Source organism: Saccharothrix violaceirubra, assembly GCF_014203755.1.
GTDB lineage: Bacteria > Actinomycetota > Actinomycetes > Mycobacteriales > Pseudonocardiaceae > Actinosynnema > Actinosynnema violaceirubrum.
Genome location: NZ_JACHJS010000001.1, coordinates 1,354,098 through 1,378,661, shown reverse-complemented (window position 1 = coordinate 1,378,661; position 24,564 = coordinate 1,354,098). Strand labels below are relative to the sequence as shown.

The following is a 24,564-nucleotide window of genomic DNA, read 5'->3' as shown; positions in this document are numbered from 1 at the left end:
GGTCTCACCTGGCGAGCGCCACGCTCAACGCGTGCGCGAGATCGCCACTCGGACGGGTCACCACGTCGGTCAGGCCCTGCCACTCGGCCATCACGCGCAGCTCCGCCGCCAGCTCGGCCGCGACGTGTCCGATGTCCACGCCCGGCTCGGCATGCGAGGCCTGCACGAGCAGCACCCCGCCCGCGCGGTCGGACTTGAGGTCCACCCGGGCGACCAGGTGCCCGTCGAGCAGGAACGGGAACACGTAGTAGCCGTGCACGCGTCGCGCGGCCGGCACGTAGATCTCGATGCGGTACCGGAAGTCGAACAGCCGCTCGGTCCGGGCACGTTCCCAGATCAGCGGGTCGAATGGGCACAGCAACGCCCGCCCGGTGATCCGACGCGGCACGCGCGCGGCCGTGTCCCGATAGGCGGGCGCTCCCCACCCGTGCACGGCGACCGGTTCGAGCACCCCTGCCTCGACCAGTTCGGCGACGGCCTGCCGACTGCGCTCCGGCGGCAGCCGGTAGTAGTCGCGCAGGTCCGTCTCGGTCGCCACGCCCAACGCAGACGCCGCGCGTGCCGTCAACTCCCGCGCACCCTCGTCGGCGTCGACCTTGCGGGCGAGCACGTCGGCGGGCACCACGCGTTCGGTCAGGTCGTAGAGGCGTTCGAAGGAACGCCGCGTGCCGGTGGTCAGCACGCCGTTGCCGAACAGGTACTCGCACATCTGCTTGACCTCGGACCAGTTCCAGCCCCAGTTCTTCGTGTCGCGCACAGACGACCCGAGCAGCGCCTTCTCGATCGCGCCCGCGCCGATCGGCCCGGACTCGGCGACCACGGCCACGATCTCGTCCACCAGACCGGACTTCGCGGCGAGCGCCGAGTACTTGTGCCACCAACCGCGCCGTTTCGCGCCCGAGTGCAGCAACGGCCAGTCCTCGACCGGGACCAGGCTCGCCTCGTGCGCCCAGTACTCGACGAGCAGCCGTTCGCGGCTCTTCGTCGACCACGCGGCGTTGTCGATGAGCGCGGCCGGGTACGCACCGAGCCGGCTGAACACCGGCATGTAGTGCGCGCGGGTGGCCACGTTGACCGAGTCGATCTGGATGAGCTTGACCCTCGACAGCACGCGGCGCAGGTGGGCACGTGTCGGCACGCCGGTCGGGCGGGCATCGGCGAAACCCTGGGCCCCCAAGGCGATCCGGCGGGCCACGTCGGCACTCATGTTCTGCACGCGACGAATCTTCCCACCGGGGTACGACAATCCTCCGATGCCCTAGTGTGCCCACATGGCCGACGCCGACGTGCGCAGCGCACGCTCCGGGGACGTGGACGAACTCGCACGCATCCACCGCGACACCTGGCGCACCGCGTACACGGACCTGCTACCCGACGACGTTCTCGTCGCGCTCGACGCGACACCGACGTTGTCGCTCGCGGTGGAGAGCGGACAGCTGCTCGTCGCCACCGAGGGCCGGTGGTTGGTGGGCTACTGCCTGGCGGGCGGCGCGACCGAAGCGGACACCGCGGACGTGTCCGGTACCCCGCACGAAGACGCCGCCACGACGGCGATCGTGACCGTGCTCGTGGAACCGCGGTGGGGACGGCGTGGGCACGGTTCGCGGTTGCTCGACACGGCCGCGCGACAGTTGGTCGAAGCCGGCGCGACGCGCGGTATCGCCTGGATTCCGGAATCCGACCGCGCGACACGGAACTTCTTCGAACGCCACGAGTGGACGCCGGACGGCACGGTGCGCACGTTGGACGCCGGCGGACGTCCGGTACGCGAAATCCGGGTTTCCCGGGGGTTGACCCCACTGTCGGACGCCTAGCGCGCAGGTAGCCTCGGCTCCGTGCTTGGGTTGTTGTTCCTCACATTCGGCGTCGCGTTCGGCTCCGCGATCCTGCCGTTCATCAGCATCGAACTGTTCGTGCTCGGCATGGTCACACAGCAACCGGGTATCTCGTGGTGGTGGATCGGCATCGCGGTCGCGCTCGGTCAGGTACTGGGCAAGCTGCTGTACTTCTTCGCCGCGCGCGGCGACCTGCACCTGCCCAAGTTCCTGCGCCGCAAGGAGCGGCCGACCAAGTCGCTGTCGCCACGCCGACAGCGCTGGAAGAACCGGATGGACCGGGTGCGCGACCGGTGCCACCGACACCCGCACTGGATGTTCGGCACGCACGCGGTGAGTTCGGTGGTGGGCCTGCCACCGTTCATGTTCACGACGGTGTTGGCCGGGCTCGCGGGAATGTCGTCGAGCTTGTTCGTGACGACGAGCGTGCTGGGCCGGTTCGCACGGTTCAGCGTGCTGGCCGCGTCGCCCGGCCTGCTGACCGCGTGGCTCGGCTAGGTTCGGTTCGTCCACGAGATCCGACCGCCCGTCGTAGCCGGACAGTGCGGCGAACCGAAGTGCGGTGTCGATCTCGCGACGCCACCCGGGCACGAGGGTCGGGTGTCGTCGCGGACCGCCGCCCACAACGGATGCCCGTCACGTTCGATCCGGTCGCCGTGCCGATCGACGATCTCGCGGACCGTCCACCGGTGACTCCCCTCAGCCGTCCCGAATCACCGCCACCCGAAGGTGGTCAGGACACGAGGAACGCGACGCCGATGGCCGACGCGAGGACGAGGCAGGCGATGGTCAGCCGGACGTTCTCCAGGGTGTTCGACATGGTTTCGACGTTAACGATCCAGATCGAACGATCCAAGGCAAAAATGCGTTAAGGCCGAATGAACAGTGCCTCACCAGGGCAAACTACACCTGATTCGACGGCGCCTGGAAGAGTTCGATCGCGCGGCGCATGGTCTCGCGGGCCCGTCCCCGGTCACCGGCTAGGTCATACGCCTGCGCCAGCAGGAACCAGCGCCGCCAGTCCTCCGGCGACTCCTCCACCTCCGCGCTCCGCCGCTCGAACAACGCGTCGGCCGCGTCGCGTTCCACCCGCCCGGACGGACGGCGCGGCAGGTCCGACACGTCGGGCAACCCGCCCTCGGCGTCCAGCCGCCGCGCCATCCGCTCGGTCACGAAACCGAAGCGCAGGTTCGTCCACGCGATCCACACACCGATCACCGGCAGCACCAGCACACCGATGCCGAGCCCGATCCCGACCGGGTCGCCGGTGCCCAGCAGCACCACGGCCCGTCCGCCGAGCAGCACGAAGTACACCGCCAGCGCGGCGGTGATCAGGAAGGCGACGGACCGGGTGCGCACGGTCAGAGATCCAGGTACCGGTCGAGACCGACCGACAGTCCGGGGTGGTCGAAGATCGACCGGACGGCCAGCAGGACACCCGGCATGAACGACGTCCGGTCCAACGAGTCGTGCCGCAACGTCAGCGTCTCGCCGGTCGTGCCGAACACGACCTCCTGGTGCGCGACCAGGCCCGAGATCCGCAGCGAGTGCACGCGCACGCCGTCCACGAGCGCACCACGCGCACCCGCATCCTCCTGTGTGGTGGCGTCCGGCTGCGCGCCGAGACCGGCTTCCGCCCGTGCCCGCGCGATCAGCCGCGCGGTGTGCGCGGCCGTACCCGACGGTGCGTCGAGCTTGCGCGGGTGGTGCAGTTCGATCACCTCGGCCGACTCGTAGTACTTCGCGGCCACCTCGGCGAACCGCATGGCCAGCACCGCGCCGATGGCGAAGTTCGGCGCGACCAGCACGCCGACACCCGGCTCGGACCTCAGCCACCCGGCGACCTCGTCGAGTCGCGCGGTGTCGAACCCGGACGTGCCGACCACGGCGTGGATGCCGTTGTCCACGCAGAACCGCACGTTGGCCATGACCACGCCGGGGTGGGTGAAGTCGACGACCACCTCGGCGCGCGCGTCGGTCAACGCCGACAGCGGGTCGTCCGCGTCGACGGCCGCGACCACCGCGGTGTCCGGCGCGGCTTCCACCGCGCGCACCACCTCGGCGCCCATCCGGCCCCGGGCACCGATCACGCCGACGCGGATCGGGTCGTCGGCAGAACGCTTCGTCAAGAGATCACCTCGTGCACCTGTGCGGGCAAGTCGTCGGCGTGAGCGTAAGGGCCGACCACCGCCGCGGCGACGGGCCGGCGCAACAGATCACGTGCCAATGCGGCCACGTCCTCGGTGGTGACCGCGTCGATGCGTGCCAGCGTGCCCTCGACCGACAGGTAGTCGCCGTAGTTCAGCTCGCTCTTGCCGATCCGGGTCATCCGCGACGACGTGTCCTCCAGACCGAGCACGAGTCCACCACGCAACTGGCCCTTGCCGCGCCGCACCTCCGCGTCGGTGAGCCCGTCACGGGCCACAGTGGACAGCACGTCGCGCACCACGCCGGCCACGTCGCCGAGCCGCTCGGGCTGGCAGCCCGCGTACACCGACAGCGTGCCCGCGTCCGCGTAGAGGCCGACCGACGAGTACACCTGGTACGCCAGGCCACGCCGCTCCCGGACCTCCTGGAACAGCCGCGAACTCATGCCGCCGCCGAGCGCCGCGTTGAGCACGTTGAGCGCGAAGCGGCGGTCGTCGTGCCGGTCGAGCGCGCGCACGCCCAGCATCAGGTGCGCCTGCTCGGTGTCCTCGTCGTGCAGCACGAGGTCACGTCGGGCGGCGATGCGCGCGCGGCCCGTGCGCGGCACGACGGGCGTGCCGGTCGAGGCCAGCCGGTCGCCGATCTGTTTGCGCGCCAACCGCATCACGTGCGCGTGGTCGACGTTCCCGGCCACCGACAACACCATGCGCGGCAACGTGTAGTGGCGGCGGTAGAAGCGGTAGAGCGAGTCGCGGTCCATGTCCGCGATGGACTGCTCGGTGCCGAGCACCGGGCGGCCAAGCGCGTGGTCGCCGAGCAACGCGTCGAGGAACGCGTCGTGCAGCAGGTCTTCCGGGTCGTCGTCGCGCATGGCGATCTCTTCGAGCACCACGCCGCGTTCGGTCTCGAAGTCGCGCGGCTCGCACAACGCGTCGAACACCACGTCGCACACGAGGTCCAACGCCAGCGACAGGTCCTCGTCGAGCACGTGCGCGTAGTAGCACGTGTGTTCCTTGGCGGTGAACGCGTTCAACTCGCCGCCGACCGCGTCGATCTCCTCCGCGATGCGCGCGGCCGTCCGCCGCGTGGTGCCCTTGAACAGCAGGTGTTCCAGGTAGTGCGCGGCACCGGCGACCTCGGGCCGTTCGTCGCGCGACCCCACCCGCACCCACAGGCCGACCGACGCGGACCGCACGCCCGCCACCCGTTCGGTGATCACCCGCAGGCCCGACGGGAGCAGGCTGCGACGCACGGTCACGTCGCCGTCGTCGAGCAGGCGGGTGCTGCCGGGTCGCTGGAGGTGGCCGAGCGGGCCCCGACGCGGACGGCCGCGAGTGCCCGGAGCACTCGCGGCCGTCCCGATGACGTGCGACGTCACTGCGCCGGTGCCTCGACGGGGGCGTCGGCGGGGGCGTCGGTCGACTCGGCGGGCTTGGCGGCCTCGGCCTCCTCGTTCACCAGCACGAGGCTGATCTTGCCGCGCTGGTCGATGTCGGCGATCTCGACGCGGAGCTTGTCGCCGACCTTGACGACGTCCTCCACCTTGCCGATCCGCTTGCCGTTGCCCAGCTTGGAGATGTGGATCAGGCCATCCTTGCCGGGCAGCAGGGACACGAACGCGCCGAACGCCGCGGTCTTGACCACGGTGCCCAGGAACCGCTCGCCGACCTTGGGCAGCTGCGGGTTAGCGATCGCGTTGATCAGGCCGATCGCGGCCTCGGCCGAGGGGCCGTCCGCCGCGCCGACGTAGATCGTGCCGTCGTCCTCGATCGAGATGTCGGCACCGGTCTGCTCGGTGATCGAGTTGATCATCTTGCCCTTGGGCCCGATGACCTCGCCGATCTTGTCGGTCGGGATCTTCACCGACGTGACGCGCGGCGCGAACGGGCTCATCTCGTCCGGGCGGTCGATGGCCTCGGCCATGACCTCCAGGATGGTCAGGCGCGCGTCGCGGGCCTGGCCCAGCGCCGCGGCGAGCACCTCGGACGGAATGCCGTCGAGCTTGGTGTCGAGCTGGAGCGCGGTCACGAACTCCTTGGTGCCGGCGACCTTGAAGTCCATGTCGCCGAACGCGTCCTCGGCACCGAGGATGTCGGTCAGCGCCACGTACTCGGTCTTGCCGTCGACCTCGTCGGAGACCAGGCCCATCGCGATGCCCGACACCGGCGCCTTCAGCGGCACACCCGCGTTGAGCAGCGACATCGTCGAGGCGCAGACCGAACCCATCGACGTCGAACCGTTGGAGCCCAGCGCCTCGGAGACCTGGCGGATGGCGTACGGGAACTCGTCGCGCTTGGGCAGGACGGGCACCAACGCCCGCTCGGCAAGCGCGCCGTGGCCGATCTCGCGGCGCTTGGGCGAGCCCACGCGGCCGGTCTCACCGGTGGAGTACGGCGGGAAGTTGTAGTGGTGCAGGTAGCGCTTGTGCGTCTCCGGGGACAGCGAGTCGATCTGCTGTTCCATGCGCAGCATGTTCAGCGTGGTGACACCCAGGATCTGGGTCTCGCCGCGCTCGAACAACGCCGAGCCGTGCGCCCTCGGGATGACCTCGACTTCGGCGCCCAGCGAGCGGATCTCGGTCAGGCCGCGACCGTCGATGCGCACCTTGTCGCGCAGGATGCGCTGTCGGACCAGCTTCTTGGTCAGCGAGCGGAACGCCGCGCCGACCTCCTTCTCCCGGCCCTCGAACTGCGCGGTCAGCTTGTCGAGCACCGCAGCCTTGATCTCGTCGATGCGGCTCTCGCGCTCCTGCTTGCCGCCGATCGTGAGCGCCTGCGACAGGTCCGCCGCGGCGGCCTGGTCGACGGCCTCGAACGCGTCGTCGAGGTAGGCCGGGTAGGTCGGGAACTCACCGGTCTCCTTGGCGGCGACCTCGGCGAGCTTCGACTGGGCCTCGCACAGCGCTCGGATGAACGGCTTCGCCGCCTCCAGACCCGCCGCGACGACCTCCTCGGTCGGGGCCTGCGCGCCCTCGCCGACCAGGTCGACGACCTGCTCGGTGGCCTCGGCCTCGACCATCATGATCGCGACGTCGGAACCGACGACCCGACCCGCGACGACCATGTCGAACACGGCCTTGCCCAGCTGCTCGTGGGTCGGGAACGCGACCCACTGGCCCTCGATCAGCGCGACGCGCACGCCGCCGATGGGACCGGAGAACGGCAGGCCCGCGAGCTGCGTCGACGCGGACGCGGCGTTGATCGCCACCACGTCGTACAGGTCGGCCGGGTTCAGGCTCATCACCGTGATGACGACCTGGATCTCGTTGCGCAGACCGTCCACGAAGGACGGGCGCAGCGGCCGGTCGATCAGGCGACAGGTCAGGATCGCGTCGGTCGACGGGCGACCCTCGCGGCGGAAGAACGAGCCGGGGATGCGGCCCGCGGCGTACATGCGCTCCTCGACGTCCACCGTGAGGGGGAAGAAGTCGAAGTGCTCCTTGGGGTGCTTCGACGCCGTCGTCGCCGACAGCAGCATGGTCTCGTCGTCGAGGTAGGCGACGACGCTGCCGGCCGCTTGGCGGGCGAGCCGGCCGGTCTCGAAGCGGATGGTGCGTGTGCCGAACCGACCGTTGTCGATCACGGCGGAGGTTTCGTGGACCTCGATGTCCGTCATGTGCGAACTCCTCGTCTGCGGGTCGCAGCGCGCTCGGGCGCGGGGCCGCGGTTCGGACGAGGCCGGTCTTCGATCGAAGTCCCCTGGGTTGTCCTCCGCCAGGGGGCCACTACCGAGGACCGGCGAACTGTCGTCCCGGCTACCGCGCGTGCGTCCCTCGTTGTCGTTGTTGCGGTGCGCCGAAGGGGAGCGGTCGCGTGGACCACTCCCCTTCGGCACGTCTCACCTGCGCAGGCCCAGCCGCCCGATGAGCGTCCGGTAGCGCTGGATGTCCACCTTCTGGAGGTAGTTGAGCAGTCGGCGCCGACGGCCGACGAGCAGGAGCAGACCACGACGCGAGTGGTGGTCGTGCTTGTGCTTCTTCAGGTGCTCGGTCAGGTCCGCGATCCGCTTGCTCAGCAGTGCGACCTGGGCCTCGGCCGAACCGGTGTCCGTGTCGTGGACGCCGTACTCGGCGAGGATCGTCTTCTTCTGTTCGGTGGTCAGTGCCACTGGCCGGCCAACTCCTCTGTCGGTGATCCGTTCCGTGGGGCCCCGGGACGAACCCGGGGTAGTCGGTACCGGCCGCCACGGACCGCAGCCAGACCCAACTGTCGAGACTACCAGTAGTCGCCAGCCATTAGTCGTTTGGCGTGCTCAGGGGCACCCGAACGACGGTTTCGTAGCCGGTGGGCGTGCCGGTGCGTACAAGTACGATCTCGTCGACCGTCCACTCGGGACCGTCGAAGGGGAGGTGCGGCCACGGTGCGTCACCGGCACCGCGGGCGACCGTCAGATGTGGACGCCAGTCCTCCGGGGCGCCGGCACGTTCCGCGAGAGGACGCAACGGGCCGTGCACGTCCATCCACAGCACGCGCGGGAACGTGCCCGAGTCGCCGAGCCGGATCGTCGGCGGGACCAGGTCGGAGAAGTCGGGCAGGCCGCCCGGGTCGTCACGGCCGTGGAAGCACAGCGTGACGTGCCAGCGTGCCGGGTCGCTCCAACGCAGGTCCGGACGGTCGGCGCGGACCGGGGCGAGCACCTCGTCGAGCCTGGTGACGACCTCGGCGGGCGGGTAGAGCAGGGTGACGAAGTTCAACGACCCTTCCCCGCGCGGCGCAACAGTTCCGACAGCGCCGGGAAGTCCTCGCCGAGCACGTCCGCGGCCTGGCCCAGCTCGTGCCGGTCGGCGGCCCGGCGCAGGAAGTCGAACACGCGGGCCTCGTCGTCGGCCGAGGCCAGTGGAAGGGAGTCCCGGCTCACGGTGGGCTTCGACTCGCGCACCTCGTCGAGAGCGCGCTGGAGGGCCTCGGGTGCGCCGGTCGACACGTCCGGCGTGAGGACCTTGCGCTCCAGCATGATCATCCGGGCCAGCACGGACGGGTTGCCGATCTTGGCCCGACGTCCGCTCATGACCTGGCTGAGCATGGGCGCGCTGATGCCGAGCACGTCGGCGAGTTGCGCCTGGGACACGTTGAAGGCGACCACCAACCGGCGCACCCGGTCGCCGAGGGGCTCCCCGTACCACTCGCGCTGCAACGCGAGGTTGCGCTGGACGTTCTTGTGGTCCTCCACGTGCGCCTCTCCCCTAGACCAGCTCGACGTAGGAGGCATCTTGCCAGGTCGCCGACCACCGCAAGGACGGTTCCACTCACCTGGTCCAATCGGTACCGTCAGGCACCCCCGAGCAGCTCCCTGGTCTCGTCCACGTCGACCCGCATGCGGACGAGCAGCGCGTCGACCGTGTCGAAACGCTCCATCGCCCGCAGCCGTCGGACGAACTCCAGGGCGACCCGCTGCCCGTAGAAGTCCTCCTCGACGTCCAGTACGTATGCCTCCACCCGACGTTCGCGCCCGGAGAAGGTCGGGTTCGTGCCGACCGACACGGCGGCGCGCAGCCGTCGGCCGTCCGAGTGGACGAACCAGCACGCGTACACGCCGTCGGCGGGTACGGCCGCGAATCGGGCCGTCGACAGGTTCGCGGTGGGGAACCCCAGCTCACGACCACGTCCGTCGCCCCGCACCACGATGCCCTCCAGCCGGTGCGGGCGCCCCAGCGCCTGCGCGGCCGCCGCGACGTCCCCCGCGTCGATGCACGCCCGGATGTACGTCGACGAGTACGTCACGCCGTCGTCGGTCACCAGATCCGCCCCCTCGGTCACGAAACCGAACCTCCTGCCCAGCGTCCGGAGCAGCTCGACGGTGCCCGCCGCCTTGCTGCCGAAGGTGAAGTTCTCGCCGACCACGACCGCGGCCACGTGCAGGCGGTCGACGAGGATCTCGTGCACGAACTCGTCGGCGGGCATGCGCGAGAGTTCGACGGTGAAGGGGATCACGCAGAACACGTCCACCCCGAGCCGCTCGACCAGCTCGGCGCGTTGCCGCAGGCTCGACAGCTGGGCGGGGTGACTGCCCGGCCGGACCACTTCGGACGGGTGCGGGTCGAAGGTCATCAGGACCGACGGGACGCCCTTCTGCCCGGCGAGGTCGACCGCGCGCCGGATGAGCGCCTGGTGGCCGCGGTGGATGCCGTCGAACACCCCGATGGTCAGGACGCAGCGGCCCCAGCCGCCGGGCAGGTGGTCGAGTCCTCGCCAGCGTTGCACGGTGTGCAGCCTACGTGCCGCCGTTGATGTCCCGTCCCGCTTGGTGGACCGTGCCGCCGTCGTGCGCCACGGCGGTCTGGTCGATGTTGGTGGTGGGGTTGAACGTCACCGGTCCGACGGTGACCCCCTGGACCGCATTCCCGTTCACGACGCCCGGGACGTCGTTCGACACTGTCGTGCTCCCGACCACGACCGCGGGCGCGTGCGACACGATCTCATGCGACCGCGACCGCCTGGCCACCCAGATCCCGAGCGCGGTGAGCACGACGACCGCGATCCACGACACCGGCTCGTCCCGGAGGTCCGTGGCGAGGTTCAGCGCGACTCCGGTGGCCGACGTCACCAGGCCTGTGGCGACCGGCCACACCCATTTCGCCATGCGCACACGGTAAGCCGCCGACACGTGATCACGTAACTCCTCCGTGTCAGGTTCACCCCAGCCGACCCGCGCCACGACACCGCCACGCGGCCCGCTCCCGCACCCTGACCGGACTGCCGGTCCGCTTGTTCCGGCGTGCACACACCTGGTTTCCGTGCACCGCTTCCGTGTGCGCGATCCGATCCGACACGCGATACCGTGTCCGTGACCCGATCCCGTGCACCACTCTGTGACGGCGCCCCCACGCGCACCGCTCCGCGACGGCAATCCGATCACGCACAGGTCCCTGTGACAGCAAGCCGATCTCGTATCCCGCCTTGCGACGCGGGTCCGATCTCGGACACCGCTGTGCGACAGTGACCCAGTTTCATACACAACCCAGCGACGGCGGCGAGGTTTCGTCGACAACCCCGCGACGGCGGGCGGGTTTCGTCCACAACCCTGCGACAGCGGTCAGGTTTCGCACACCACCCTGTGCACGTAACCCGGCTCGCGACACCATCCGTCTACCGAACCCGAGTCCGCACCCGACCTCCGCCCGAACCCGTCTTCGGTACCGGGTGCGGATACCGGAATCCGTACCGTGCCCGCCCTCCGCCACCGACCCGCTCCCGTATCCGCTCGCGGCTCGTCCCCGCGACACCGTGCCGGAACGGTCACGTCCAGCCCCTACGTCACATGCAGGGATACGCATATACGCATAACTCCTGTCGCGGCGGACGACGGCCGGTGAGCGAGCGGTCGCCGAACCGCGTCGCGTTCACGGCCCGCCACCTCGGCGATACTCGACCACCGGTCCGGTTCGCCGACGTGCCGAGGTCGCCGGCCTCGACACCCGTTCGAGGCCGGCGACGCGGGTGCGGGTCAGCCGGCGGGAGTGAGGACGACCAGGGCCTTGGCGACCGCGCCTTCGTCCTTCGCCAAGGCGACGACGTGACCGTCGGGGCCGAAGACCCCGTACGTGCCGGTCAGACCGCCGGCCGGGAGGCGCTGGCCGTGCGACAGCGCGACGGCTTCCCGCGGCGCGATCTCCCGACGGGGAAAGGCGGTCGAGACCGCGGCGTCGAGATCGAGCGAGAGCCCCGGGGCCTCCTCGAGTTGGGGCAGCGTGCGGGCCACCCTGAGGTCGAACGGACCCACGCGGGTCCGCCGGAGGGCGGCCAGGTGGCCGCCCACCCCCAGGGCCGCGCCGAGATCCCTGGCCAGGGCCCGGACGTAGGTGCCGGACGAGCACTCGACCATGACGTCCAACTCGGTGGTCTCGCCCTCGCGGCGGATGGCGAGGATGTCGAAGCGGTGGACGGTCACGGGACGGGCGGGGATGTCGACCGTCTCGCCGGCGCGGACCCGGGCGTAGGCGCGCTTGCCGTCGATCTTGACGGCGCTCACCGCACTGGGAACCTGGTCGATCTCGCCGGTCAGGGCGGCGACACCCGCGCGGATGGCGTCCTCCGGAACGGCGGAGGCGTCGGCGGTGGCGAGGGTTTCGCCCTCGGCGTCGTCGGTGGTGGTCGAAGCGCCCAGGCGGATGGTGGACAGGTACGCCTTGCTGTCGAGCGCCAGGTGGCCGAGGAGTTTGGTCGCCCGCTCGACGCCGAGGACGAGCACACCGGTCGCCATCGGGTCGAGTGTGCCCGCGTGCCCCACCTTCCGGGTGCCGAGGATGCGGCGGACCCTGGCCACGACGTCGTGCGAGGTCATGCCGTCGGGCTTGTCGACAACGACGAGACCGGGTGGGACAACGGGACGAGAAGATGCGGACACGACCGGACATCTTATGCGTCGGCGAGCACGTCCCATCGCCGACGACGCAACCGCACGGGCACGGTCTCACCCCGCGACTCGGCGGCGAATACGGCGGCCCGTGCACGACGCCACCACACGGCCATGCGCAGCGCACCGAACAGGAACACGGCCACTGCGGGCAGGAACGCGATCCGGTACGCCCCGGGACCCGTCCGCGCGCCGACGAGGTCGAGCACCACCCCGACGGACAGCGCGACGATCGTGACCGCGCCGAACCCACCGACATTCGCCACACCGGTCGCGGTACCGACACGGTGCATCGGGTTGTAGTCGCGCACGATCGCGAACGCGACACCGGAGATCGGCGCTCCGACGGACAGCACGCCGAACACGACGTACAGCAGCGGCGTCGGCACGAAACCACCCGGCCACAGCAACAGCACCGACCAGCACACCACTCCCGCGACCACGAACCAGGCCACGATCGTCATGCGCGACGCCGGATACCGGGCGATGACCGCGCCCATCACCGGTCCGGCCACGATCGCCACCACGACGAGCATGCTCAGCACGGCCGACGCCTCGGCCCGTCCCAACCCCTCGCCTTCGACCAGGTAGGGGAAGCCCCACAACCAGCCCAGCACCGCGGGCGTCACCATCGACGTGAAGTGCAGCCAGAAGCCCAACCGTGTGCTCGGCGTCCGCCACGCCTCGCCGACCCGCGTCAGCACCGCGCGTGGCGACACACGTTCCGGCTCGGGGAGCGACACACCGTCGGGCGTCTCGCGCACACGCCACGCGACAACGGCCGCGTACACCGCCGTACCCGCGCCCGTGATGAGAAACGTGACCGTCCACCCGGCGTGCGCCAGCAGCAGCGTGAGCGGGACGGTCGCGACGAGGTTGCCCGCACCACCGAGCGCAGCCGACAACGACATCACCACGGTGTACCGGTTGGGCGGGAAGTGGGCGGCGGCCACCCGGAGGACGCTCACCCACGTCATCGCGTCGCCGACACCGAGGACGGCACGTGCCGCCAACCCGAGCGGGTACGAGTGCGCCAACGCGAACAGCACCTGGCCCGTACCCATCAGCAGCGCGGCGGTGACCAGCATCCGACGTGGGCCGAAGCGGTCGACGAGCAGCCCGGTCGGGATCTGCATCGCGGCGTACAGCCCGATCTGGAGGACGGTGAACGTCCCCAGCGCGGCCGGCCCGACGCCGAACCGCTCACCCGCCTCCAGGCTGGCGACGCCCAGCGAGGTGCGGTGAAACAGGGCCGCCACGTAGACGGCCACGACAGTCGCCCAGATGAGCCACGCCTGCCTGGTCGCACGGTCGACGGGCACGGTCGGTCTCCGTCCTGTGTGGTCCTCCGTCGGGGCAACGGGTTCTCCGAAGCACTATTCCTCGCTCACCGAGTGACCGCGACGACGACAAAGGTGAATCAAGGCACAGTGACCTGCGAAAACCCGGCCCGACGCCGGGACGGCCGGTGGCCGGCATCACCGAGGCTGAGTCCCCGACCGCACGTCGAAGGGCCCGTTCCACCGATGAGCGAGTGCACGCGGGGGAAGGCGAAGGATGACACCCGGCCGCGTTCTCGGCGGAGTGCGCACGTCCATGTACTGCAATTCGAGCCTGCCGGATGGCGGCTCGGCGCAGGCCCGCATCGGGCGCACCCGAGTACGCGGCAGGATATGTCGGACACAGAGCGCGCCCATTACATCCGTGACTGAATACAGCAGGTGAACGGAATGCGTACGGGTCATGTCGGACATGCACCGGTACCCGACTCCGACGGTGGTCCGGATGCCGATCCCGCACGGCGGACTCGGCGCGCGTTCACACCCCGGCGACACCGGGTCGCGATCGGCGCAGGCACAAACCCACGGGCGGAACCCCGTCCGGGAAACGTCCGACGGCCGGGTGGTGATACGTCCGCACGTACGACCGGCCCGCGCTCGGCAAGACACCGGACAATGCGGCGCGGAGCAATGCGCACCTCCTTCATCGCCCGGCACGTCGCACGTGTTTCAGCAACCACACAAAGGTGTTGCGTTCCGCGCATCCTCCGGTCAGAATGGCCGCATCTAGCAATAGGGGGAAGTTGAACCATGCGTTTCAAGCGTGCAATGGCGGTCGTACTCGGCGTCGCGGCGATGGTCACCCTCGCCGGCGTGACCCCGGGTGTGGCTCAGGGGAACGACCGTACGTTCAAGGGCGTCGAGCGTGAGCGGGGCGTGAGTTCGGCCACGAACGGCGGCCAGTCGCTCCTCGAGATCAACAGCGCGGGTGAACTCGTCTACTGGCAGCGCTCCGGTGTCAGCTACTCGAGGCAGGTCCGCGGCTGGGGCTGGCAGAACACCCAGGCCATCACGAGCCTCGACGCACAGCACTTCATCGAGATCAAGGGTGACGGCCGCCTGGCCAAGTGGAGCTGGAACGGCGGGCAGTACACCCAGTCCATCATCGGCTGGGGTTGGGACAACGCACGTCTGATCACGGGCATCAGCTCGGGCCAGTTCATCGAGATCAACAAGCAGGGCGAGCTGGCCTACTGGACGCTCGACGGCTCCAACGGGCTGACCAAGGCCGTCCGCGGGTGGGGCTGGCAGGCCACGCGGAGCATCACCGGTCTCGACCCGTACCTCTTCATCGAGATCAAGGGCGACGCGCTCAACTCCCTGTCCTGGTGGGTGGACGAGGCGAGCGGGCTGCGGGAGTACCCGGAGACCAACAGCGACAACCGCTGGATCCGCCTGATCGCCGGCGCCGACGCCGACCACTTCGTGGTCATCGCCGTCGACGGCACCCTCGTCGAGTTCGCCTGGAACGCAGGCACCGAGAGGTGGGTCGGCACCGAGCGTGGCTGGGGCTGGCAGGGCACCCGTCTGATCGGCTGATCGGCTGTAGTGGAAAGGGCCCCGACCGGCATGCCGGATGCTGTTGGTAAATCCGGGGCTTGCGTAACGACGGCCTGTACGACCCGTTGGGGTTGTGCAGGCCGTCGTCGTGTTCAGGGGTGGGTTCGTGTCGTTGCCGCAGGGTGGAGTTGGCGGAGGTCCCGGAGGAGACGGCACGGGTGGCGCCTGCGGTGTTCCCGAAGGGCTGTCTGGCGATGCGGATGCGTGATGTGCACGGGCCGGTCTTCGCCGACGCCGACTTCGAGGAACTGTTCCCGGTACGGGGGCGTCCGGCGGTGTCGCCGGCACGGCTGGCGCTGGTGTCGGTGTTGCAGTTCGCGGAGGGCCTGACCGACCGGCAGGCCGCGCACGCGGTCCGCTCGCGTCTGGACTGGAAGTACGCCCTGTCGCTGGAGCTGACCGATACCGGCTTCGACTTCTCCGTGCTCAGCGGGTTCCGTGCCCGACTCGCCGAGGCGGACGCCGGCCGCGCGGTGTTCGACGCGGTGCTGCGGGCGGGCGGGGCGGCCGGGCTGGTCAAGTCGGGCGGGCGGCAGCGCACGGACGCCACCCACGTGCCGGCCGCGACCAGGGACCTGAGCAGGCTGGAGTTCGTGGTCGGGACACTGCGCACGGCGCTGGACCGGATCGCCGAGGTGGCCGGGGACTGGCTGGTGACGGTGGCGGCACCGGAGTGGTTCGACCGCTACACGGCACAGCCGGAGGACAGCCGTTTCCCGTCCCGGTGGGCCGCGCGCGTCCGGCACGACGACCAGTGCGGGGCCGACGGCATGGTGCTGCTGGAAGCCGCCTGGTCGGCGGCGGCACCTCCCGGCCTGCGGCACCTGCCCGCGGTGGAGTTCCTGCGCCGGACGTGGGTGCAGCAGTTCCGGCACGTCGAGGGCGTCGTGCGGTGTCGGCACCCGCAGGACAACCCGCCCGGCCTGATCCGCTTACGCACCCCGCACGAACCCGAGGCCAGGACCGGGGCGAAGCGGGATCTGGGCTGGTCGGGCTACAAGGTCCACCTCAGCGAGACCTGCGAGCCCGACGCCCCATACCTGATCACCCACGTCCACACCACCCCGGCCCCGGTCACCGACCTCGCCGCCCTGGAGGACGTCGACGCCGAGCAGATCCACCACGCCCGCCGTGATCACGACATCGACCTCGTCGGACCGGTCGGAAAGATCACCAACCCCGAACAGGCGACCGGCGGCTTCTTCGACAACACCCGCTTCACCGTCGACTGGGAGCGGCGCCGGGCCGTCTGCCCCGGCGGCCACGCCGGCGTCCAGTGGCGGGACGCCCAAAGCCACTGCGGCACACCGGTCACCCGCGTCCGTTTCGCCGAACGGCACTGCGGCCCCTGCGCACCTGCTGCACCAATGCCAGGACCGGCCGCAACCTGACCCTGCGCCCCAGAACCGAGCACGACATCCTTCGGCGGGCCCGCGTCGAGCAGGACACCGACCACTGGCGCCGCCGCTACGGACACCGCGCCGGCGTCGAGGGCACCATCTCGCAAGGCGTCCAGGCTTTCGGCCTGCGCAGATCCCGCTACCGCGGCCTCGCCAAAACCCGCCTGCAACACCACCTCACCGGTGCCGCGATCAACCTCGCCCGTCTCGACGCCTGGCACACCGGCAGGCCACTCGCCCGCACCCGCGTCTCCCCCCTTCGCGGCACTCCGCCCCGCTGGATGAGATCCAGCGGGGCGGAATTGACCAACAGCATCCGGCATGCCGGTCGGGGCCCTTCGCGTTGTGGCAGCTCGCCCGCACCATGAAAGTGACAATGCGACGGGGCAGCATTGGCCGACGGCGAAGGCGTCGGACAGTCGATGACCGGTTCGACCGGGTCCGCGGGCAGACGATCGAGCAGGACCAGGCTTGATATCACCCGGTGGACGCCGGCCCGACGTTCGGTGCGGGCGCGGAGTCGGAGGAACCCCTCTCGATCCCGACGAAAGTGCGTTCCACCGGCCAACGGGTCCTGCCCGCCGGAGCGGTGGTCGACGCCGCGTCGGGCGATGGCCGAGGTGACGTCGTAGGCACGGAGCCGGTGTCGGTGCCTGTCATGGCCGTGGCCACGGTCGACGTCTCCACGGATCAGCGGCGAGCAACGGAAGCGGTCGGGCCACGTCGACGCTGTGATCGCCGGACGCGGTGAGACGGCGAGCGGGACGCCGGTGGCGTCGGTGACCAGGGTGGTGCCGGAAGCCTGGTTCGCACGCCGACCGACCGGATCAGGTCCGACGTGGTCGCTTGTACGCGCCGGTGGGTGCGGATCGGCGCGGCGAACGGATGCGTTGGACCGGCTGGCGGACGCACCTCGGAAGCGCCGGGTCGACGAGCGCTGTCAGAAGTGCGGAAGCTCGACTGGCCGCAGATACGGGGCTGTCGCGCCACCAGTTCACAACCGACCCGGACCACGATCGGGGCCGGGAGTCGGTCACCCGCGTCGACCGACTCCTGCCCCGACCGCTACGCCCCCACTCGCACAGGCCACCCGATGGCGACACCCCGGCCACCGCGACCACACAGCGAAAGACCGGATCCGCAACCGCAGCGTCGACCAGCTCGGACCGCCCGTCGAACGGGCCATCACCCACCTCGAGCAGCGGAAGATCCCCACCACCGGCTACCGCAGTGAACTCCCCGTGACCGTCCACATCGTCGCCACCCCGAGCACTACCGCCCCGGCTGGTGACTCCGAATGGCGCTCAACTGCCCAGGTCGGGTCCACGGTCGTCGATCAAAACCCCTTCGCGCACGCTGTGATCTCGGAACGCCCTGTGGCACGGGCAATGCCGACCGCACCAGCTCATGGCGAACCGGCCCCCTGGACCACGTCGCGGGCGTCGGCGGGCAGTGATGACGGCCGCGCTCGGTCGCCGGTCCGACCGGGCGCACCGGACAGTCCGGGCCGATCGGTGGCTCGCCGCGCCTCACAGCCAGTAGCTCCGTGCCTCGGAGACGCGCACTCAGGACACGGCGGAGCACCGGAAGAACGGGCTCAGCCGGACGCGGGTGGGGAGGTGGTCGCGCCGACGGTCGACCAGTGTTCGGAACGGGTTCGGGTCACCAGGCCGACGAGTCTGGCGACCATGAACGCCGACAAGCCCGTCCACACGCCGGCCAGGCCCCAGTCGAACGCGTACGACGCCCAGATCAACGGCAGGAACGCGACACCGGCGGCGAGAAGGGTCGTGGTGCGCAGGTAGCGGGCATCACCCGCGCCCAGGAGCACCCCGTCCAAAGCGAACACCACTCCGGCCACGGGCTGGAGCAGGACGAAGAACCACCACGCGTGCGGAATCTCCCCCAGCACGGCCTGATCGGTCGTGAACACGCGGGGCAGCACGCCCGCCAACCCGGCGAACACCACGCCCAGCACGACGCCGAACACCAGGCCGTAGCCCGTCACCTGCCACGCGAAGCGGCGTGCCTCCTCCCGACGGCCCGCGCCCAGCGACGCGCCGACAATCGACTGGGCGGCGATCGCCAGGGAGTCGAGCACCAGCGCGAGGAACGTCCACAGCTGGTACACCACCTGGTGCGCGCCGACCGCGCCGACCGACGTCCGCGCGACCACCGCCGCGGCTGACAGGAAGCACGCCTGGAACGCCAGACTCCGCAACACGAGATCGCGCCCGATGCCCAACTGCGCCTTCATCAGCCGCCAGTCCGGCCGCAGGGCCACGCCCTCCGACCGTAAGGCGTTGAGGAACAAGGCCGCCGTCACGGTCTGCGCCACGACGTTCGCGATCGCCGACCCTTCCAGGCCGAGCCCGGCGGCATGCACCAGCAGCGGGCACAGCACGGCCGACAGCCCGTTGCCGGCGACCACGTAGACCAACGGTCTTCGGGTGTCCTGCACGCCACGCATCCACCCGTTGCCCGCCAACGTGATCAACACGAACGGCGCCCCCAGCACCGCGATCCGCAGCCACGACACGGCCGCGTCCGCCACCGCCCCCGGGCCGACGAGCAGCGCCATCGCCGGTCTCGCGAGGACTTGGCCGAGCAGTAGCACGACCACTCCGACCGCCGACGCCAGCCACGTCGCCTGGACGCCCTCCCCCACCGCCTCGTCCCGCCGACCGGCACCGAACAACCGGGCCGCCCGCGCGGTAGTGCCGTACGAGAGGAACGTCAACTGCGCGGCGACCTGGGTGAACAGCACGCCGCCGAGCGCGAGGCCGGCCAGCGGCAACGCGCCCAGGTGGCCGACCACCGCCGTGTCCACCAACACGTACAGCGGCTCGGCGGCGAGCACGACAAGGGCCGGCGCGGCCAAGGCCAGCACGCGACGCGGCGGTATTCGGGTCATCGGACCTCTCCCCCTTCGGCGATCACTCTCGCACGGGGGTCCGACAGTTCTCGGTTCCGGGACAGGGTGGGGGCTTTTACACGATCGTGTGTTGTCGACCGGCCACCGCGTCGAGGGCCGACCGCAACGAGGCCATGACCGCGTCGGCGTCGCCGGTCGCCGTGAACCCGGCGGCCAACCGGTGGCCGCCGCCGCCGAGCAGTTGGGCCACCTCGCGCACGTCCACCTCCGACACCGCGCGCAACGACACCGTCCACACACCGGGTGTCAGCTCTTTCGCCACGGCCGCGACCTCGGCCTCCGCCACCGTACGCACCAGGTCGACCACGCTCTCGACCTCTTCGGGCCGCAACCCCGCCGCGTCGGACAGCGTCACCACCGCGTACGCCAGCCCCCGACCACCCGCCGCCGCGGAATCCAGCACCGCCCGGCCCAGCACCCGGGACAGCATCCCCAGGTAGCCGAACGGGTGCGAGTCCATCAACGGACGGCTCACCGCCTCCGGTTCCACGCCCGCCTCGATCAACCGCGCCGCGATCCGGTGCGTCGCCGCCGTCGCGTGCCGGAACGACCGCGTGTCGGTCACGAGCCCCGCGTACACGCACCGGGCGATGGCCGCGTCCACCGGCACCCGCAGTTCGTCCAGCAGTCTCAACACCACCACGGCCGTCGCCTCCGCCGTGGGGTCGACGACGTTCACCGTGCCGTAGCCCGGGTTCGACAGGTGGTGGTCCAACACCACGACCTGCCCCGCCGTCGCCACCCGGTCGGCCAGCGGTCCCAGCCGTCCGACGCTGCCCGCGTCCAGCGCGACCAGCACTTCGGGCCGTGCGGGCACCTCGGACGCGGGCACCAGCAGACCCTCGGAGTCCAGATCCGCCAACGACTCCGGCACGGTCTCGGGCGCACCGAACGACACGTGCACCCGCACGCCGCGTCGGTGCAACGCCAAGCCCAGCGCCAGGGCACTGCCCAAAGCGTCGGCATCCGGGTTCACGTGCCCCAGCAGGGTCACGTCGGTGGCCTCGCGCAGGACGCGGGCGGCTTCGGCCAGGGCCAAGGTCAGATCGGACACGACCACAGACGCTAGTCCGCGTCCTCGGCCTCGCGCGGAGGCTTGTACGGGTCCTCTTCGCCGGCGTGTCGCGCACCGTGCGCCAAGCGGGCGACCTCGGCGTCGGCCTCACGGGCCTTCGCGAGCAGTTCGTCCATCTGTCGTGCCGTTTCCGGAACCGTATCGGTCACGAACGACAGGGTGGGCGTGAACCGGACGCCGGTCTGCTGGCCGACCATCGTGCGCAGCACGCCCTTGGCCTTCTCCAGGGCGGCGGCGGCACCGGCGAGGTCCGGCGGCGAGTCGAGCTTCTCGCCGAGCACCGTGTAGTACACGGTGGCGTCGTGCAGGTCGCCGGTCACCTTCGTGTCGGTGATCGTCACCCTGGCCAGGCGGGGGTCCTTGACCTCGTGCTCCAGCGCGGAGGCCACGATCTGCGAGATCCGCTTGGCCAGCTTGCGAGCCCGTGCCTGGTCGGCCACGGCGCTCCCTCCTCTTCTTCAGTCCTCGGGTCCGAGCAGCCGCTGCCGGGCCGAGAGCAGTTCCAGTTCCGGTCGGCCGGCGACGAGTCGCTCGCACGCGACCAGGACGTCCCTGACATGCTCGGCGTCGGCGGCCACGACCGCCACTCCGATCAGGGCACGTCGATGCAGGTCCAGGTGACCGGCCTCGGCCACGGACACCTCGAACCTGCGGCGCAACTCCGCGACCACCGGCTTCACGACCGACCGCTTCTGCTTCAGCGAATGGACGTCGCCGAGCAGCACATCGAGTTCAAGTGCTCCTACGAACAAGGCACATCACCATGGGTCGGAGGGTGCGGGGCCGTCGGAGGACGGCCCCGCACCACTTGCCTGGAGACGATCAGGCGCGCGGCTTCTCGCGCATCTCGAACGTCTCGATGACGTCGCCGACCTTCAGGTCGGCGTAGTTGCCGAGCGTCAGACCGCACTCGAAGCCCTCGCGGACCTCGGTCGCGTCGTCCTTGAACCGCCGCAGCGAGCTGACCGGCAGGTTCTCCTGGACGACGTTGTTGTCGCGCAGCAGACGGGCACGGGCGTTGCGCCGGATCTCGCCGGACAGCACCATGCAACCCGCGATCGTGCCGACCTTGGAGGACTTGAAGACCTCGCGGATCTCCGCGCGGCCCAGCTGGACCTCTTCGTACTCCGGCTTGAGCATGCCCTTGAGGGCCTGCTCGATCTCGTCGATCGCCTGGTAGATGACCGTGTAGTAGCGGACGTCCACGCCTTCGCGGTTCGCCAGCTCGGTCGCCTTGCCCTCGGCCCGGACGTTGAAGCCCAGGACGATGGCCGAACCCGCGACGGCGAGGTTGATGTCGCCCTCGGTGATGCCACCGACGCCCCGGTGGATGACCCGCAGCTCGACGTCGTCGCCGACCTCGATCTTCATGAGCGCGTCCTCGAGGGCCTCGACGGTACCCGAGTTGTCGCCCTTGATGATCAGGGTGAGCTGGCTGGTCTCCTTCAGCGCGGCGTCCAGGTCCTCCAGGCTGACGCGCTTGCGCCGCGCGGCGTTGAGCGCGTTGCGGGTGCGTGCCTGGCGGCGCTCGGCGATCTGCCGCGCGACCCGGTCCTCGTCGACGACGAGGAAACTGTCGCCCGCACCCGGGACCGAGGTCAGACCGATGACCTGGACCGGACGCGAGGGCAGCGCCTCGGTGACGTCGTCCCCGTGCTCGTCCACCATGCGGCGGACGCGGCCGTAGGCGTCGCCCGCGACGATCGAGTCGCCGACGCGCAGCGTGCCGCGCTGGACCAGGACCGTCGCCACCGGACCGCGACCGCGGTCGAGGTGCGCTTCGATCGCGACGCCCTGCGCCTCCATGTCCGGGTTCGCCCGGAGGTCGAGCGACGCGTCGGCGGTCAGCAGGATCGCCTCGAGCAGACCGTCGATGTTGACCGCCTGCTTCGCCGAGATGTCGACGAACATGGTCTCGCCGCCGTACTCCTCGGCGACCAGCCCGTACTCGGTGAGCTGCTGGCGGATCTTCGCCGGGTTGGCGCCTTCCTTGTCGATCTTGTTGACCGCGACCACGATCGGGGCGTTCGCCGCCTGGGCGTGGTTGATCGCCTCGACCGTCTGCGGCATGACGCCGTCGTCGGCCGCGACCACGATCACCGCGATGTCGGTCGAGTTCGCACCGCGGGCACGCATGGCGGTGAACGCCTCGTGACCCGGGGTGTCGATGAAGGTGATGAGGCGCTCGACGCCCTCCAGCTCGGTCGTCACCTGGTAGGCGCCGATGTGCTGGGTGATGCCGCCCGCTTCGCCCTCGGCGACCTTCGCCTTGCGGATCGTGTCGAGCAGTCGGGTCTTACCGTGGTCGACGTGGCCCATGACGGTCACGACCGGCGGGCGGACCTGGAGGTCGCCCTCGTCGCCGGCGTCCTCGCCGTAGGTGATGTCGAACGTCTCCAGCAGCTCGCGGTCCTCCTCCTCGGGGGACACGACCTGCACGGCGTAGTTCATCTCGGAGCCGAGCAGCTCCAGGATCTCGTCGGACACGGACTGCGTAGCCGTGACCATCTCGCCGAGGTGGAACAGCACCTGCACCAGCGAGGCCGGGTTGGCATTGATCTTGTCGGCGAAGTCGGTCAGCGAGGCACCGCGCGGCAGCCGGATCGTCTCGCCGCTGCCCTTGGGCAGGCGGACGCCGCCGACGCTGGGCGCCTGCATGTTGTCCATGTACTCCTGGCGCTTCTGGCGCTTGGACTTGCGTCCACGCCGCGCCGGACCGCCGGGACGGCCGAACGCGCCGGCCGCGCCACCGCGACCGCCGCCGCCACCGGGACGACCGCCACCGCCACCGCCGCGGAAACCGCCACCGCCACCGCCACCGCCGGCCGGGGCGCCACCGCCACCGCCACCGCGGAAGCCGCCGCCACCGCCACCGCCACCGGGACCACCCGGACGGAAGCCGCCACCGCCGCCACCGCCACCGGGACCACCGGAGCGGAAACCGCCACCGCCGCCACCGGGACGACCGCCGCCGCCACCGGGACCGCGACCGCCGCCACCGGGACCACCCGGACGGCCACCGCCGCCAGGACCGGGCCGGGGCCCGGCCGGCCGGCCGGGCATCATGCCCGGGTTCGGCCGGGGCGGCATGTTGCCGGGGTTGGGACGCGGGCCGCCGGAACCGGCGGACCCACCCGGACGAGGACCGGCGGGACGCGGGTCACCGGGCTTGGGGCCGCGCTCGGGACGGTCGCCACCACGCTCGGGGCGGTCGCCGCCGGGCGGCTGGGGACGCGGCGCCTGCGGGCGCGGCGCCGGGGCACCGCCGCCGACGCCGAACGGGTTATTGCCCGGACGCGGCGGCCGGGGGCCGGCGGGCTTGGGCGCCTGCGGCTTCGGCGGCACGACGGACTGGCCGCCCTGCGCCGCGGCGGGCTGCTGACGCTCCGGTCGGGGACCGGGACGCGGACCGGAGGGCTTGGCGGGCGCCTGGGGCGCCGCCGGTGCCGGGGTCGCCGCCTGGGCGGCGGGCGCTACCGGATGGGCCGGCGGCACGGGTGCGACCGGCTTGGCCGACACGGGCTTGGGTCCCTGCGGCTTCGGCCCCGGGAGGGGACGCGGGCCGGGCTTGGAGGCGGGCGCCGCCGGGCGGGCCGCCTCGGTCCTGGTCTCGGCCTGCTGCTGCGGCGCCGGAGCCTGGGGCTTCGGCGGCGGGCCGGGCTTGCCGGCCGGCTTGGGCTTCGACTCGTTCTTGGCGTAGGCGTCACGCAGCCGTCGGGCGACGGGCGCCTCGACGGTGCTGGACGCGGACTTGACGTACTCACCCTGGTCGGCGAGCTTGTTGAGTAGTTCCTTGCTCGTGACTCCGAGCTCCTTCGCGAGCTCGTGCACGCGGGCCTTGCCTGCCACTGCACTCCTCAGGTGATGAGGCCGGCGGGCAAGTCCCGACGACCTCGTCTTAACGTCGCGCGTTCATGTC

At 70.8% G+C, this 24,564-nt stretch carries 23 protein-coding genes; 5 read left to right on the top strand and 18 right to left on the bottom strand.

Features of this window, described 5'->3' with window-relative positions:
* Positions 1-4 precede the first annotated feature (4 nt).
* Entirely contained in the window at positions 5-1,207 is a 1,203-nt protein-coding gene (locus F4559_RS07030; protein ID WP_184675520.1) for a winged helix-turn-helix domain-containing protein, read from the bottom strand.
* A 64-nt stretch (positions 1,208-1,271) separates the two neighbouring features.
* Between F4559_RS07030 and F4559_RS07025 the strand changes: the two genes are divergently transcribed.
* Positions 1,272-1,814, top strand: coding sequence for a GNAT family N-acetyltransferase (locus F4559_RS07025; protein ID WP_184666845.1), 543 nt, complete (start codon positions 1,272-1,274; stop codon positions 1,812-1,814).
* Positions 1,815-1,835: 21 nt separating this feature from the next.
* Complete coding sequence (locus F4559_RS07020) at positions 1,836-2,333, top strand: YqaA family protein (protein ID WP_184666843.1); 498 nt, start codon at positions 1,836-1,838, stop codon at positions 2,331-2,333.
* 235 nt (positions 2,334-2,568) lie between these two features.
* Here F4559_RS07020 and F4559_RS35795 read toward each other — a convergent pair whose 3' ends face one another.
* The 12 genes from F4559_RS35795 to F4559_RS06965 all read right to left on the bottom strand — a co-directional run bounded on the left by F4559_RS35795 (position 2,569) and on the right by F4559_RS06965 (position 13,657).
* On the bottom strand, positions 2,569-2,691 hold the full coding sequence (locus F4559_RS35795) for a hypothetical protein (protein ID WP_281386277.1): 123 nt from the start codon (positions 2,689-2,691) through the stop codon (positions 2,569-2,571).
* A gap of 47 nt (positions 2,692-2,738) precedes the next feature.
* The gene (locus F4559_RS07015; protein ID WP_184666841.1) at positions 2,739-3,194 is read right to left on the bottom strand and encodes a tetratricopeptide repeat protein; all 456 of its coding nucleotides are present in this window, start codon (positions 3,192-3,194) and stop codon (positions 2,739-2,741) included.
* A gap of 2 nt (positions 3,195-3,196) precedes the next feature.
* The gene (gene dapB / locus F4559_RS07010; protein ID WP_184666839.1) at positions 3,197-3,964 is read right to left on the bottom strand and encodes a 4-hydroxy-tetrahydrodipicolinate reductase; all 768 of its coding nucleotides are present in this window, start codon (positions 3,962-3,964) and stop codon (positions 3,197-3,199) included.
* Complete coding sequence (locus F4559_RS07005; protein WP_312865980.1) at positions 3,961-5,346, bottom strand: M16 family metallopeptidase; 1,386 nt, start codon at positions 5,344-5,346, stop codon at positions 3,961-3,963. Before F4559_RS07005 ends, dapB begins: the two co-directional genes overlap by 4 nt.
* Positions 5,347-5,357: 11 nt before the next feature.
* Positions 5,358-7,598: a polyribonucleotide nucleotidyltransferase gene (locus F4559_RS07000; RefSeq protein ID WP_184666835.1), complete on the bottom strand. Its 2,241-nt coding sequence runs from the start codon at positions 7,596-7,598 to the stop codon at positions 5,358-5,360.
* Positions 7,599-7,820: 222 nt separating this feature from the next.
* Positions 7,821-8,090, bottom strand: coding sequence for a 30S ribosomal protein S15 (rpsO, locus tag F4559_RS06995; RefSeq protein ID WP_184666833.1), 270 nt, complete (start codon positions 8,088-8,090; stop codon positions 7,821-7,823).
* 127 nt (positions 8,091-8,217) lie between these two features.
* A complete protein-coding gene (locus F4559_RS06990; RefSeq protein ID WP_184666831.1) occupies positions 8,218-8,676 on the bottom strand; it encodes a 2'-5' RNA ligase family protein in 459 nt (152 codons plus the stop codon).
* Positions 8,673-9,152, bottom strand: a complete 480-nt coding sequence (locus F4559_RS06985) for a helix-turn-helix domain-containing protein (RefSeq protein WP_184666829.1) — start codon at positions 9,150-9,152, stop codon at positions 8,673-8,675. The genes F4559_RS06990 and F4559_RS06985 overlap by 4 nt, the downstream gene beginning before the upstream one ends.
* A 98-nt stretch (positions 9,153-9,250) precedes the next feature.
* On the bottom strand, positions 9,251-10,183 hold the full coding sequence (locus tag F4559_RS06980) for a bifunctional riboflavin kinase/FAD synthetase (protein ID WP_184666827.1): 933 nt from the start codon (positions 10,181-10,183) through the stop codon (positions 9,251-9,253).
* A 10-nt stretch (positions 10,184-10,193) separates the two neighbouring features.
* Positions 10,194-10,562 carry a hypothetical protein gene (locus tag F4559_RS06975; RefSeq protein WP_184666825.1) on the bottom strand — a complete coding sequence of 123 codons (369 nt, stop codon included), beginning with the start codon at positions 10,560-10,562 and terminating at the stop codon, positions 10,194-10,196.
* 864 nt (positions 10,563-11,426) lie between these two features.
* On the bottom strand, positions 11,427-12,362 hold the full coding sequence (truB, locus tag F4559_RS06970) for a tRNA pseudouridine(55) synthase TruB (RefSeq protein WP_184666823.1): 936 nt from the start codon (positions 12,360-12,362) through the stop codon (positions 11,427-11,429).
* Entirely contained in the window at positions 12,338-13,657 is a 1,320-nt protein-coding gene (locus F4559_RS06965; RefSeq protein ID WP_184666821.1) for an MFS transporter, read from the bottom strand. The genes truB and F4559_RS06965 overlap by 25 nt, the downstream gene beginning before the upstream one ends.
* Before the next feature lie 768 nt (positions 13,658-14,425).
* Here F4559_RS06965 and F4559_RS06960 point away from each other — a divergent pair.
* The 3 genes from F4559_RS06960 (at position 14,426) to F4559_RS36885 (ending at position 17,003) form a co-directional block, all read left to right on the top strand.
* Entirely contained in the window at positions 14,426-15,214 is a 789-nt protein-coding gene (locus tag F4559_RS06960; RefSeq protein ID WP_184666818.1) for a hypothetical protein, read from the top strand.
* Between the two features lie 179 nt (positions 15,215-15,393).
* Positions 15,394-16,626, top strand: a complete 1,233-nt coding sequence (locus F4559_RS06955; protein WP_221447157.1) for a transposase — start codon at positions 15,394-15,396, stop codon at positions 16,624-16,626.
* Entirely contained in the window at positions 16,512-17,003 is a 492-nt protein-coding gene (locus F4559_RS36885) for a transposase (protein WP_221447156.1), read from the top strand. The genes F4559_RS06955 and F4559_RS36885 overlap by 115 nt, the downstream gene beginning before the upstream one ends.
* Positions 17,004-18,232: 1,229 nt before the next feature.
* Here the strand turns inward: F4559_RS36885 and F4559_RS06950 are convergent.
* From F4559_RS06950 to infB, 5 genes are all read right to left on the bottom strand, one after another.
* On the bottom strand, positions 18,233-19,549 hold the full coding sequence (locus F4559_RS06950; protein ID WP_184666816.1) for an MATE family efflux transporter: 1,317 nt from the start codon (positions 19,547-19,549) through the stop codon (positions 18,233-18,235).
* Between the two features lie 76 nt (positions 19,550-19,625).
* Entirely contained in the window at positions 19,626-20,624 is a 999-nt protein-coding gene (locus tag F4559_RS06945) for a DHH family phosphoesterase (protein WP_184666814.1), read from the bottom strand.
* Between the two features lie 11 nt (positions 20,625-20,635).
* Complete coding sequence (gene rbfA / locus F4559_RS06940; RefSeq protein WP_184666812.1) at positions 20,636-21,085, bottom strand: 30S ribosome-binding factor RbfA; 450 nt, start codon at positions 21,083-21,085, stop codon at positions 20,636-20,638.
* 18 nt (positions 21,086-21,103) lie between these two features.
* Complete coding sequence (locus F4559_RS06935) at positions 21,104-21,397, bottom strand: DUF503 domain-containing protein (RefSeq protein ID WP_184666810.1); 294 nt, start codon at positions 21,395-21,397, stop codon at positions 21,104-21,106.
* Between the two features lie 70 nt (positions 21,398-21,467).
* Positions 21,468-24,494, bottom strand: coding sequence for a translation initiation factor IF-2 (infB, locus tag F4559_RS06930; RefSeq protein ID WP_184666808.1), 3,027 nt, complete (start codon positions 24,492-24,494; stop codon positions 21,468-21,470).
* Between the last annotated feature and the right edge of the window lie 70 nt (positions 24,495-24,564).

Bases quoted from the DNA above. Each gene is read 5' to 3' on its own strand.
- F4559_RS07025 (WP_184666845.1), top strand. From the start codon at position 1,272: ATGGCCGACGCCGACGTGCGCAGCGCACGCTCCGGGGACGTGGACGAA.
- F4559_RS06960 (WP_184666818.1), top strand. From the start codon at position 14,426: ATGCGTTTCAAGCGTGCAATGGCGGTCGTACTCGGCGTCGCGGCGATG.
- truB (WP_184666823.1), bottom strand. From the start codon at position 12,362: ATGGGACGTGCTCGCCGACGCATAAGATGTCCGGTCGTGTCCGCATCT.
- F4559_RS07030 (WP_184675520.1), bottom strand. From the start codon at position 1,207: ATGAGTGCCGACGTGGCCCGCCGGATCGCCTTGGGGGCCCAGGGTTTC.
- F4559_RS06975 (WP_184666825.1), bottom strand. From the start codon at position 10,562: ATGGCGAAATGGGTGTGGCCGGTCGCCACAGGCCTGGTGACGTCGGCC.
- F4559_RS07000 (WP_184666835.1), bottom strand. From the start codon at position 7,598: ATGACGGACATCGAGGTCCACGAAACCTCCGCCGTGATCGACAACGGT.
- F4559_RS06950 (WP_184666816.1), bottom strand. From the start codon at position 19,549: ATGACCCGAATACCGCCGCGTCGCGTGCTGGCCTTGGCCGCGCCGGCC.